General features: G+C 69.4%; 10 protein-coding genes. 3 read left to right on the top strand and 7 right to left on the bottom strand.

Features of this window, described 5'->3' with window-relative positions:
• Nucleotides 1-19 precede the first annotated feature (19 nt).
• Together FEI13_RS05550 and FEI13_RS05555 are read left to right on the top strand one after the other, a co-directional pair.
• Entirely contained in the window at nucleotides 20-1,969 is a 1,950-nt protein-coding gene (locus tag FEI13_RS05550) for a nitric oxide reductase activation protein NorD (protein ID WP_138180181.1), read from the top strand.
• Between the two features lie 38 nt (nucleotides 1,970-2,007).
• Complete coding sequence (locus tag FEI13_RS05555; protein WP_138180183.1) at nucleotides 2,008-2,217, top strand: hypothetical protein; 210 nt, start codon at nucleotides 2,008-2,010, stop codon at nucleotides 2,215-2,217.
• Between the two features lie 12 nt (nucleotides 2,218-2,229).
• Here FEI13_RS05555 and FEI13_RS05560 read toward each other — a convergent pair whose 3' ends face one another.
• The 7 genes from FEI13_RS05560 to FEI13_RS05590 form a co-directional block, all read right to left on the bottom strand.
• Complete coding sequence (locus tag FEI13_RS05560) at nucleotides 2,230-2,520, bottom strand: hypothetical protein (RefSeq protein ID WP_138180185.1); 291 nt, start codon at nucleotides 2,518-2,520, stop codon at nucleotides 2,230-2,232.
• A gap of 40 nt (nucleotides 2,521-2,560) precedes the next feature.
• A complete protein-coding gene (locus FEI13_RS05565; RefSeq protein WP_138180187.1) occupies nucleotides 2,561-3,142 on the bottom strand; it encodes a cytochrome c oxidase subunit 3 family protein in 582 nt (193 codons plus the stop codon).
• Nucleotides 3,139-3,603 carry a DUF4870 family protein gene (locus tag FEI13_RS05570; protein WP_204758359.1) on the bottom strand — a complete coding sequence of 155 codons (465 nt, stop codon included), beginning with the start codon at nucleotides 3,601-3,603 and terminating at the stop codon, nucleotides 3,139-3,141. Before FEI13_RS05570 ends, FEI13_RS05565 begins: the two co-directional genes overlap by 4 nt.
• Nucleotides 3,604-3,802: 199 nt before the next feature.
• Nucleotides 3,803-5,194: an MFS transporter gene (locus tag FEI13_RS05575; protein ID WP_138180189.1), complete on the bottom strand. Its 1,392-nt coding sequence runs from the start codon at nucleotides 5,192-5,194 to the stop codon at nucleotides 3,803-3,805.
• Nucleotides 5,195-5,357: 163 nt separating this feature from the next.
• Nucleotides 5,358-7,010: an MFS transporter gene (locus FEI13_RS05580; RefSeq protein WP_138180191.1), complete on the bottom strand. Its 1,653-nt coding sequence runs from the start codon at nucleotides 7,008-7,010 to the stop codon at nucleotides 5,358-5,360.
• 274 nt (nucleotides 7,011-7,284) lie between these two features.
• The gene (gene narL / locus FEI13_RS05585; protein WP_138180192.1) at nucleotides 7,285-7,947 is read right to left on the bottom strand and encodes a two-component system response regulator NarL; all 663 of its coding nucleotides are present in this window, start codon (nucleotides 7,945-7,947) and stop codon (nucleotides 7,285-7,287) included.
• Nucleotides 7,944-9,851, bottom strand: a complete 1,908-nt coding sequence (locus tag FEI13_RS05590) for a type IV pili methyl-accepting chemotaxis transducer N-terminal domain-containing protein (protein ID WP_138180194.1) — start codon at nucleotides 9,849-9,851, stop codon at nucleotides 7,944-7,946. Before FEI13_RS05590 ends, narL begins: the two co-directional genes overlap by 4 nt.
• Nucleotides 9,852-10,003: 152 nt before the next feature.
• Here FEI13_RS05590 and FEI13_RS05595 point away from each other — a divergent pair, with 152 nt between their 5' ends.
• Complete coding sequence (locus tag FEI13_RS05595; protein WP_138180196.1) at nucleotides 10,004-11,365, top strand: MFS transporter; 1,362 nt, start codon at nucleotides 10,004-10,006, stop codon at nucleotides 11,363-11,365.
• Nucleotides 11,366-11,421: the final 56 nt, after the last annotated feature.

Genomic DNA, 11,421 nt, shown 5'->3' on the forward strand with positions numbered 1-11,421 from the left:
TTTCCTCAGGAGACGTCATATGCTGGATTTTCTGGAAGTCGAGGAGACCGTCGGTCGCTTCTGGCACCGCTGGGCCTCGGGCGCGGCGAGCTACCCCGATCACCCCGAGGCGGCCGTGACCCTCGAGAGCCTGCGCCCCATGCTCGGCGTCTTCTTCCGCGCCGGCGGCGGCGAGGCGGGGGTCGAGGTGGCCGCTATCGCCCGGCGCGCCTCGGCGCACAGACTGAGCCTGCGCCAGCGGCTGGGCCTCGACGAGGAGGACCTCGACCAGGCCCGCCGCGACGAGGAGAACCTGCTGCTGCCGCCGCGCCTGGCCCTCTTCCCCGAGGTCGCTCTCAACCGCGACCTCTACCTGTGGCTCACCGCCTTCCTGGCGGAAGCACGACCGGTGACGCTTTCCGCGGACCCGCTGCAGGCCGATCTCCTGCACTTGCACGAGGCGCGGCGCACCGCACGCGCCGCCCTGGCGCGCTTCCCGGGACTGACCGAGCGCTACGTGCGCCTGTGCGGCGAACTGTTGGCCATCCGTCCGCGGCGCAAGGGCCTGCCGCCCATGGAGGCCGCCCTGGAGGCCGCCCTGCGCGCGGAGCTGGGCGCGCCCGATCCCGAGGAGCCCTGGGCCCGCGCCATGCAGCGGGCCATCCGCGAGCCGGCTCGTCCCCTGGACGACTTCCGCGCGCCGCGCGGCTATCGGCCGCTGCTGCCGGTGCCGCTGTGGGGCCAGGCCATCACCCTGGGCACCCGAGACGGGGCCCGCGAAGCCACGGTGGATGATGACGAAGACGCAACACATGCCGGGGGAGATTCTTCCGAGGACGATCAGGGCAAGCGCAAGGCCGACCGCCGCGAGCAGGATCAGGCCGACCGCGACGACCCACTGATGCTCAACAACATGGAGAAGATGCTCTCCTGGGCCGAGATGGTGAACCTCAACCGCCTCGTGGATGATGATGAAGAGGAGGACGCTAAGAAGGCCGCCGATCAGATCGACGAGATCGTGCTCACCCCCAACCGCAAGAAGGCGGCCACCCGGCTCAAGCTCGACCTCGACCTGGCGCCGGACGAAGCCACCGGCGGCCGGCTGACGGGGCGTCATACCTACCCCGAATGGAACCATCGCAAGCAGGCCTACCTGCCCGATCACTGCGTGGTACTCAGCGGCGTGCAGGAGGAGGAGGGCGAGGACTGGACGCCGGACGAGACCACCCGCCGGCGCATCCGCCGGGTGCGCCGGGAGTTCGAGGCCCTGCGCCCGCGGCGTGAGCTGCTGCGCGGCCAGCTGGACGGCAGCGAGCTCGACATGGACGCGGTGATCCGCGCACGCTGCGACCTGGCCGCCACCGGCGAGTCCAGTGACCGGCTCTACGTCGACAGCCGTACCCAGGCCCGCGACCTGGCGGTGTCGATCCTGGTCGACGTCTCGCTCTCCACCGAGGCTTGGCTGGAGGATCGCCGGGTGCTGGACGTGGCCAAGGAGGCGCTGCTGGTGCTGGGCCACGGCCTTTCCGGCTGCGGCGACGACTACGCCATCCACAGCTTCACCTCCCAGCGGCGCCACAAGGTGTGGGTCAACACCCTCAAGGGCTTCGACGAGCCCATGGGCGAGCGGGTCTCGCGGCGCATCGCCGCGCTCAAGCCCGGTTCCTACACCCGCATGGGGCCGGCCATCCGCCACCTGGCCGGGCAGCTCGCCGAGCGGCCCAACCGGCATCGGCTGCTGCTGCTGCTGACCGACGGCAAGCCCAACGACAACGACTACTACGAGGGGCGCTATGGCATCGAGGACACCCGCAAGGCGGTGCTCGAAGCGCGCCGCCAGGAGGTACGGGTGTTCGGCGTGACCATCGACCGCGAGGCGGGGCGCTACATCCCCCACCTGTTCGGCCGCGGGGGCTACGCCATCGTGCAGCGCCCCGAACACCTCTCCCTGGCGCTGCCGGGTATCTACCGCCAGATCATCGCCACCTGAGGCCATCGCCAGTTGAACCCTCGCCGAGGAGGCGCGCCATGACCATCCGAACCCGACTGAGCCTCGCCGTGGCGAGCTGGTGCCTGGCCGCCGTGGCGCTGGTGCTGCCGCTGGCCTGGCTGATCAACACCCGTGACTGGGGGGTGGCGCTGATGCTGGTCGTGCCCTTCGCGGTCTACGGCCTGCTGCGCCTGGGCCACGCCCTGGAGGGCTGGGCACGGGCGATGCCGCCGCCCTCGGGGCAGTGAGGCCGGCCCGCCTCAGGCCAGCCGCGCCGCCAGGACGCCGGCGCCGATCAGCGCCAGCGTCAGCAGCACCAGTCCCATGAAGGTCCCCCGCCACGCCGGCGTGGCGGCGCGCAGGTTGAGATAGACCATCAGCAGCCGCTGGGCCTTGAAGCCGGTGGCGGCGATCACCAGCCCCGCCGACCACAGCGGCAGCGCCTGAGCGTCCTCGGGGGCCAGCCGCGCCGAGAGCATCGAGAACAGCGTCAGGGCCATCAGCGTGGCCCAGGTCGCGAGCAGGCGGCGAGATCCGGGAAGCATGGTCATGGTCACCTCGGGAGAGAGTCCTCAGCTTGATGGAGAGCCTTCAGCGCAATAGATAGAGCAGCGGGTAGAGCAGGATCCAGATCAGGTCGACCATGTGCCAGAAGGCCGCGGCGGTCTCCACGTTCTCGGGGGAAGTGCGCCAGGTCACCAGCGCCAGCAGCGCCAGGCCGAACAGCACGTGGGCGAAGTGGAAGGCGGTGAGCCCGTAGTAGAAGCCGAAGAAGGCGTTGGTCTCCGGGGTGATGCCGGCGGCGAACTTGCCGGCATACTCGACCCCCTTGATCATGCCGAACAGCACGCCCAGCGCCATGGCCCCGCCCAGCCACTGACGGGCCCGGCGGATCCGCTCGACGCTCACCGCCTCCACGGCCAGGGCCACGCAGAGCCCGCTGGTCAGCAGCACCAGGGTGTTGAGCCCGCCGACCAGCGGGTCGAGCTGGCGCTGGGAGGCGTCGAACAGCGCCGTCGCGCCGACACGCTCCGCGGCATAGAGGGCGAAGAAGGCGCTGAACACCAGCATCTCGCTCAAGATCAGCACCCACATCAGCGGGTTGCCGGGCAGCGCCGAGAGCGGCCCCCAGCCGGGGTTGGGCAGCTCGCGTGGCAAGGCGCGCTCGCTCATGCGTCCGCCAGGGTGACCCGGGCGCCGCCGAAGGCCAGGCTCGTCGGGTCGCGCACCGGCTCGTTGGCGGTCAGGCGGCTGATGCCCACGCCGCAGCGCGCCACCATCCAGATCAGGCAGGCGGTGAAATAAACGTAGCCCAGCGCCCAGGGTGCCACGGCGGGGGCGCCGACCAGCCCTAGCAGCTGCCAGGTGGCGACGAAGCCCACCCCGCCCAGCAGCCCCAGCCAGAAGGTGCGGATCTGGAACTGCAGGTGGCTCTTCACCCAAGGCGCGGCGTCGCGCCTCTTGGCGTGGGCGATCAGCACGCCGAGGGGCGCGGTGACCACGGCCAGTACGCTGCCCAGGAACAGCAGGTAGACGACGATGGCGGCGCCGCGCCCGCGGGCAGCCTGGTCCGTGTTGAGGCAACCGTCGTGGCCCGGGGAGTGGAGCTGAGGGTGGGGCTGGGTGTGGGACATCGGGGAGCACCTCGCATCCGGCAGTCGGCCGGGGTCCGCATCGAGGGCCGGCCTATTGATGTATTTCATATGCCACTATAGCGCGGGGCGCGGCGGCCTTCCCTGGCCTGGATCAAGTCCGCGCCCCTAAACGCGAATGCCGCCTGTGAGCGGCATTCCTGAGGTGGCGTTCCTGACTTGGCGTGAGTGGCGCAGCGGATCAGGCCTCGGCCTGCCGGTCCGGGCGCGGCGCGGCGTCGTCGGCGGTTTTTTCAGCGGCTTCTCGTCCAGCGGCATGGCGGGCCGCCGGCTCCTGGAGCTCCGGCAGGTAGCGATAGCGCTCCTCGCCGAGCTCCGGCACCCGGGCGCGCTCCATGCGGCGGATGGCACCGTGCATCCAGATCAGCGAGATCGCCACCAGCACGAAGAGCACCATGTAGGAGCTGGTCCAGACCCCGGTGAGGTCGAGCACGATGCCGAACAGGATGGGCAGAAAGAAGCCGCCCAGGCCGCCGATCATGCCGACCAGGCCGCCCACCGAGCCGACGTTCTCCGGGTAGTAGACCGGGATGTGCTTGTAGACCGCGGCCTTGCCCAGCGACATGAAGAAGCCCAGCAGCACGGTCAGCACCACCACGCCCCACAGCGGCATGGCGAGCGAGAAGGCGATCTGCTCCTCCTTGCCCTCCACCACATAGTGGGTCTCGGGGTAGGCGAGCAGGAACAGGCAGACCAGCGAGGCGATGAAGGTCAGGTACATGATCGAGCGCGCGCCGTAGCGATCGGACATCCAGCCGCCGAGCGCCCGGAAGACGCTGGCCGGCAGGGTGTAGAGGGCGGCCAGCGAGCCGGCCACGGCGATGCTGACGTCGTAGGCCCCCACGTAGTAGCGCGGCAGGTAGGAGGCCAGGGCGACGAAGGCGCCGAAGACGAAGAAGTAGTAGAGGGCGAAGCGCCACACCTGCAGGTGCTTGAGCGGGGCCAGCTGTTCCCGGGCGGAGGTGGCCTTGCCGCCCTGACCGCGCCGGGAGCGCGTCAGCGGATCCTCCTTGGAGAACACCCAGAAGCCCACGGCCACCACGGTCAGCACGATGGCGTAGACCACCGCGGTCTGCTCCCAGCCCAGCGCCAGCAGCAGGAAGGGCGCGGCGAAGTTGGTCACCGCCGCCCCGGCGTTGCCGGCGCCGAAGATGCCCAGCGCCGTGCCCTGGCGCTCCTTCTCGAACCAGTAGGAGGTATAGGCGATGCCGACGATGAACGAGCCGCCGGCCAGGCCGACGCCGAGGGCCGCGACCAGGAACATCGCGTAGGACTCGACGAAGGAGAGCAGGAAGACGCAGGCCGCGGTGACCAGCATCAGCAGGCTGAAGACGCGCCGGCCGCCGAACTGCTCGGTCCAGATGCCGAGGAAGATACGGCTGATCGAGCCGGTCAGGATCGGGGTGGCCACCAGGATGCCGAACTGGGTCTCGTTGAGGCCGAGGTCCTGCTTGATCTTGATGCCGATGATGGAAAAGATCGTCCACACCGCGAAGCAGGTGGTAAACGCCAGGGTGCTGAGTGATAGCGCCCGGATCTGTTGGGGCCGGGTCACCCCCTCGAGGTGTTTCATGTCGTGCCTCCTTCGGCGTGCATGAATGGTCGCTTTCCAGACTGGCAGGCGGGGGGCGGGAGATATTGACGTGCATCAAGCCCGCCGCCCCGCTACCCCTTGATATTTCAGGCCTATCCCTTTGGGAGTAGGGCGCCTGTCGGCGCCCCGCTCCGCCGATGGTTCAGGGATTCTTCACGTAGGCGCCGGGCCGCAGGTAGAACCACCAGTTGACGACCAGGCAGAGGGCGTAGAAGACCGCGAAGCCGTACATCGCCATCTCCGGGGTGCCGGCCTTGATCTGCTCGCCCATCACTCGCGGGGCGATGAAGGCGCCGTAGGCGGCCACGGCGGAGGTCCAGCCGAGCACCGGGCCCTTCTGCTGCAGGTCGAAGATGAAGCCGATGCTGCGGAAGGTGGAGCCGTTGCCGATGCCGCTGGCGGCGAACAGCACGATGAACAGCGTAAGGAACATCCAGAAGTACTGGTTGGGATCGGTAGCGTTGTAGGCCAGCATCATCACGTAGCCCACGGCCGCGGAGGCCAGCACCATCACCACGGAGATGGCCTGGGTGACGATGGCACCGCCGACCTTGTCGGAGATCCAGCCGCCCACCGGGCGGATCAGGGCGCCGACGAAGGGGCCCATCCAGGCCCAGGTCAGGGCGCTGGGGGCGTCGGGATTGGCCACCCGGGTGATGGTGCCGTCGGCGGCCACCTCCATCATGTTGCCGAAGATGACGCTGATGGAGAGCGGCAGCGCCGCGGAGAAGCCGATGAAGGAGCCGAAGGTGGCGATGTAGAGCACCGTCATCGCCCAGGTGTGCTTGTTGGAGAAGATCGCGAACTGCTTCTGGATGTTCGGCTTGATGTCACCCGGGATCAGCCGCAGCAGGAACAGGGTCAGCACGATGGTCAGCGGCAGGGCGAGCCACATGTTGAGCCAGCCCAGCGCCACCACGCCGATGATCGAGGTCAGGAAGCCCACGCCGTAGAGGCCCAGGATCTTGCCGAAGGCCTGCACGGGAGAGCCGGGATTGGGGGTGATGGCGCGGATGTTGTTCATGCCGAACCAGCCGGCGAAGGCCAGCGGAACCAGGAAGACCAGCCAGATGAAGCCGGCGTTCTGAATCCAGGTGTCGGTGCCCGCCTCGATGCGCCCGATCAGGGTGCCGCTGGCCTTCTGGAGTTCCATGGCATCGCCACCCAGCGCGCCAAAGATACCCACGGTCATCACCAGCGGAATCAGGATCTGCATGGTGGTGACGCCGAAGTTGCCGAGGCCGGCGTTCATGCCCAGGGCGTAGCCCTGCTGCTTCTTGGGAAAGAAGCTCGAGATGTTGCTCATCGAGTTGGCGAAGTTGCCGCCGCCGATGCCCGAGAGCAGGGCCAGGGCCTGGAAGACCCAGAAGGGCGTGCCCGGATTCATCAGCGCGATGCCGGTGCCCAGGGCTGGAATCATCAGCAGGGCGGTGGTCAGGAAGATGGTGTTGCGCCCGCCGGCGATGCGGATCATGAACGAGGCTGGGATGCGCAGGGTGGCGCCGGCGAGGCCGGCGATGGCGGTCAGGGTGAACAGCTGGTCCACCGTGAACGGGAAGCCGAGGTTGCGCATCTGAGTGGTGATCATGCCCCACATCAGCCAGACGGCGAAGCCCATCAGCAGGCTCGGGATGGAGATCCAGAGGTTGCGGCTGGCAATCTTCCGGCCCTGCGTCTTCCAGAACTCCTCGTTCTCGACGTCCCAGTGTTCGATGTCGGCGTTGCGCCGGCCGCTGGGTGGGAGTGGCTGTCGTTGGCCCTCCCAGCGGGTGGAGTCGGCACTCTCTCTGGTCATGGTGGTTCCCCCTCGCGGTCTCTCGGTGGCACCCCTCGCGCGATGGCGGTTGACCGGCATCAAGCCAGGGGCTTTGCCACGCAAGATACGCTCGGGAATCAGGCGGCGAAACGGCCCAAAAAGGCCGCCAAAACAGCGGGATACCCCTTGAGGGGTAGAGGGAGGAGCGGGGCTTGCCTGCCATATCAGGGGCTTAGGCGCGCTCCCCGGGCGGCGACGGGCCGGGGGCGGGCGATGGGGCTATTTGGAGGTATCCACACGGAGCCTCGCTCGGCTACTTGTCCACACCCTCCTGCACGGCCCACACCGCGGCCTCCACCCGCGAGCGCAGGTTGAGCTTCTTGAGCAGGTGCTTGACGTGGACCTTCACCGTGCCCTCGGTGATGTCGAGCTGTCGGGCGATCAGCTTGTTGGAGAGGCCGGCGGCCAGCTCGCGGAGGATCTCCCGCTCGCGCTGGGTCAGGCTGTGGATATCCGGCGTGGCCGGCTGGCTGCGCTGACTGCGCAGCGCCTCGGCCAGCAGGGCGGTGAGGCGCTCGCTGATCACCATGCGACCCAGCGCCGCCTGGCGCAGCTGGCGGATCATGTCGTCCGGGTCCATGTCCTTGAGCAGGTAGCCGTCGGCACCGGCACGCAGGGCGGCGACCACGTCCTCCTCGTGGTCGGAGACGGTGAACATCACGATGCGCCCGGCGAAACCGTCCTGGCGCAGCCGCCTGAGGGTCTCGAGGCCGTCCATCCCCGGCATGTTGAGGTCCAGCAGCACCAGGTCCGGGTCCAGCTCGCCGGCCAGGCGGACGCCCTCTTCCGGCTCGCCGGTCTCGCCGGCGAGCATCAGGTCGTCCTCCAGCTCGAGCAGCTGAGTCACCCCGCGGCGCAGCAGCGGGTGGTCATCGATGATCAGGAGGGTGGCGGGGTCGTGGGCGTTTCGGGTCATCCGGCAGGGTCCCTGTTCACGGGTTGAAGGCTTTCGGGTGGCTCGGCGGGCTGCTGGGCGATCAGCCGGGCCGTCTGCGGAGTGAAGGCGATGGCCACGAGGGTACCGCCGGCGTCGCGGTTACGCACCCGGAAGTCGCCGCCCAGGGTATCGGCCCGGTCGCGCATGATCACCAGGCCATAGTGCATGGGCGGCGCGTCGCCCTCCTCGAGGCCGATGCCGTCGTCCTCGATCATCACCTCGAGGCGGGCCTCGGCGAAGCGCACCGTGACCGCCGCCCAGTGGGCCCGGGCATGCTTGTGCACGTTGGCCAGCGCCTCGCGCACCACCTGCAGCACGTGGATCTCCTCGTTGGGGTTGAGCAGGTGCGGCGGCACGTCGACGTAGAGCTCCACCGTGAAGCCCAGGCGCTCGCCGAATTCCTCGGTGGTCTGGCGCAGGGCGCTCGAGAGCCCCGGGCCCTCCAGGCGCAGCCGGAAGGTGGTGAGCAGCTCACGTAGCTGGCGATAGGCGCTGTCGAGCCCGGTGCGCAGCTCGTCGAACACCGGCGCCTGGGTCTCCCGGGGCATCTCCTTGGCCTGCATGCGTTCCAGGCGCGCCACCTGCATCTTCAGGTAGGAGAGCGACTGGGCCAGGGAGTCGTGGAGCTCGCGGGCGATGATGGCCCGCTCGTTCATCAGCGTCACCTGCTGCTGCTCTTCGATACGCCGCTGCAGGTAGATCGCGGTGGCCAGCTGGTCGGCCAGGGCATTGAGCAGGCGGCGCACGCTGTCGGAGAGCGGCTGGCTCTTTGGGTGCCACACCTCCAGGGTGCCGAGCATCAGTTCGCCGACGCTCACCGGCAGTAGCAGACACTCGCCCTGTTCGGTCTGCTCCAGCCTGAGCGGCAGTGGGTCGATCAGACAGGCGTGACAGTCGTGATCGCGGCAGTACTCTGGGCGGCGCGGCGAGTGGGTAGCGAGTATGGGGATCTGGCGATCATCGTAAGGGTCGTTCAGTGATAGCCGAATCGGGCCTACCTCGAGCAGCTGTTCCAGCTCGCGCAGCATGGGCGCGGCGCTGGTGCAGAGGTCGTTGCCACCGCCGTAGAGGGCGCGGCTGCCATCATGCATCACCTCCATGGCTCGGTTGCTGCGTTCGAGCTCCAGCTGCTTGCGCGAGGCATGTGCCTCCAGCTCCGCGTAGCTGGCACCGAGCTCCGCGGCCATGGTGTCCAGGGTGTTGCCGAGCAGCGCCAGCTCGTCGCTGCCGGAGAGCCGGGTGCGATAGCTGAAGTTACGGCGCCCGGCCTCCCGGGCCAGCACCACCAGCTGGTGCAGCGGGCCCACCAGGTTGTGGCGGATGTCGTAGAGGGCGATCGCCACCACCACCGCGGTCAGCGCCAGGAAGAGGATCTGCAGGGCGCTGAGCAGGCGGATCTTGGCCTCGCTGTTCTGCTCGAGCCGGGTGACCATCCGGTCGATGTCGCCCACCAGGCCGTCGAGGGCCTGGCGCAGGGCGTCGACCTCCAGCCTGCCGCCGGCGATGGCGCGGATCACCTGGGGCGCCAGCGCTTCGTCCCAGCGCGTCTGCAGCAGTCGGTACTGCTCGCGCAGGGGGTGGTCCTCGGCTGCGGGCAGCGCCGCGGTCAGCCGGGGGCTCGCCAGCCGCTCGTGAAAGCGCTCGCTCAGCGCCTGGACCCGTTCGCGCTGCGCCGGTTCGGGCTCGCGTTCATAGCGCTGCAGGGCCGCGACGATCTGGTAGGTGTTCATGCGCAGCGAGCCGGCCACGTTGATGGCGGCGGCGTCGCCGCGGCTGCCGTTGGCCACCATCATGGTCACCACGATGCTGATCAACGCCATGGCGCTGATCGCCAGCAGCGAGGCGCTGATGCGGGCCACCAGGGAGCGCTGCAGCAACTTCATCGGGGTCTCCAACCGGGCGAACGAGGGGTGTCGAGTGCCACTATACCCTAGTAGGTAGGCGTCGCTCCCTCAAAGGCATACCTCCCCTGCCCTTTTGACGTCCTCTCCCCGGCTCCCGAGACTTTCAGGTAACCCTTCTCGAGCGTCGGCCCATGTCCTGCGATCCTCCGTCATCCTCGCGCGCCACCCGCGCCACCCGCGCCTCGCCGCGCGGCGAGGCCGAGGCGCCGCCGGGCTACCGCGCGCTGGTGGTGGTCGCGCTCTCGCCGCTGGCCTTCGCCCTGGTCTTCGCCTGCTGGACGCTGTTCGCCGTGCTCGGGGTGGAGCTGCGCCGCGACCTGGCCCTGGGGAGTGCCGCCTTCGCCGTGCTGCTCTCCACGCCGATGCTCGCCGGTGCCCTGGCGAGCCTGCCCATGGCGAGGCTGGCCCGACGCCACGGTGGGCGCCGCGTCATGCTCGGCTGCCTGCTGCTGATCTGTCCCTTCCTGTGGTGGATCGGTCACGCCCAGCACTATGCGGAGTTCCTGCTGGCGGGCCTCGGCCTGGGGCTGGGGGCCGGGTCGCTGGCCGCCGGGCTGGTCTACGTGGCGGAGTTGGGGCCGGCCCGCCATGCCGGCCTGGCGCTCGGGCTCTACGCGGCCGGCATGGTCGGGGCGGGGCTCGGCTACCTGCTGCTGCCCCTGGTCAGCCAGGCTTACGGCTGGCGCACGGCGCCGCTGTTCTACCTGCTGCCGGTGCTGCTGGTCGCCGGGCTGCTGTGGCTCTTCGCCGAGGACCACGACCCGCTTACGCCCGTGAGCGATCCCACGGGCGACGACGAGGCGCGCCCGTTCCATTCCGCGCGGCGGGCGCGCACCGCCCGCCTCGCCCGCCTCGCCCGCCTCGCCCGTCGGCTCGCCGGCTGGTCGCCGTGGCGCCTGGCCCTCCCCTACGCCTTCTTCTTCGGCGCCTTCCTGGCCCTGGCACTGTGGCTGCCCGGCCACCTGGCGACGCGCTTCGAGCTCTCGCTGCAGGGGGCGGCACTGCGCGCGATCCCCTTCACCCTGGCCGTCGGGGCGGGCCAGGTGCTCGGCGGCTGGCTGGCCGACCGTCGCGACTTTCGCAGCCTGCGCTGGTGGCTCTGCGCCTTCGTGCTGGTCTGCCTCTTCCTGCTCTCCTATCCGCCCTTCGAACTCCGGATCGAGGGCACCCACGGCCCGCTGAGCTGGCACTACGCGGCGCCGCTGTGGGGCTTTCTCGGCCTGTTGGTGCCCATGGGGGTGGCCATGGGGGTCGGGCAGGGCAGTCTGATGCGCCTGATCCACCGCGACCATGGCGGCGACATGGCCCTGGTGGGCGGGCTGGCACTGACCCTGGGCGGACTCTTCGCCGCCCTGCTGCCGCCTGTCTTCGTGCTGGGCAGCGAGTGGCTGGGGCTCTCTACCGCCGGCTTCATGTTCCTCTACGCCGCCCTGGTCGTCTGCATGCTGGTGATGCTTGCCGACCATGCGCTACACCGCCCTCGGGCACAGTGACACCACCGGCCTAACCCCTCCCTCGGCGTCGCCTATCCCCTTGGGGGTAGGGGCCA

The sequence above is a fragment of the Halomonas urmiana genome (genome assembly GCF_005780185.1).
Lineage (GTDB): Bacteria > Pseudomonadota > Gammaproteobacteria > Pseudomonadales > Halomonadaceae > Halomonas > Halomonas urmiana.

What these genes read in the sequence shown, in the direction of transcription:
- FEI13_RS05550 (WP_138180181.1), top strand. Translation starts at nt 20, where the DNA reads ATGCTGGATTTTCTGGAAGTCGAGGAGACCGTCGGTCGCTTCTGGCAC.
- FEI13_RS05555 (WP_138180183.1), top strand. Translation starts at nt 2,008, where the DNA reads ATGACCATCCGAACCCGACTGAGCCTCGCCGTGGCGAGCTGGTGCCTG.
- FEI13_RS05560 (WP_138180185.1), bottom strand. Translation starts at nt 2,520, where the DNA reads ATGACCATGCTTCCCGGATCTCGCCGCCTGCTCGCGACCTGGGCCACG.
- FEI13_RS05565 (WP_138180187.1), bottom strand. Translation starts at nt 3,142, where the DNA reads ATGAGCGAGCGCGCCTTGCCACGCGAGCTGCCCAACCCCGGCTGGGGG.
- FEI13_RS05570 (WP_204758359.1), bottom strand. Translation starts at nt 3,603, where the DNA reads ATGTCCCACACCCAGCCCCACCCTCAGCTCCACTCCCCGGGCCACGAC.
- FEI13_RS05575 (WP_138180189.1), bottom strand. Translation starts at nt 5,194, where the DNA reads ATGAAACACCTCGAGGGGGTGACCCGGCCCCAACAGATCCGGGCGCTA.
- FEI13_RS05580 (WP_138180191.1), bottom strand. Translation starts at nt 7,010, where the DNA reads ATGACCAGAGAGAGTGCCGACTCCACCCGCTGGGAGGGCCAACGACAG.
- narL (WP_138180192.1), bottom strand. Translation starts at nt 7,947, where the DNA reads ATGACCCGAAACGCCCACGACCCCGCCACCCTCCTGATCATCGATGAC.
- FEI13_RS05590 (WP_138180194.1), bottom strand. Translation starts at nt 9,851, where the DNA reads ATGAAGTTGCTGCAGCGCTCCCTGGTGGCCCGCATCAGCGCCTCGCTG.
- FEI13_RS05595 (WP_138180196.1), top strand. Translation starts at nt 10,004, where the DNA reads ATGTCCTGCGATCCTCCGTCATCCTCGCGCGCCACCCGCGCCACCCGC.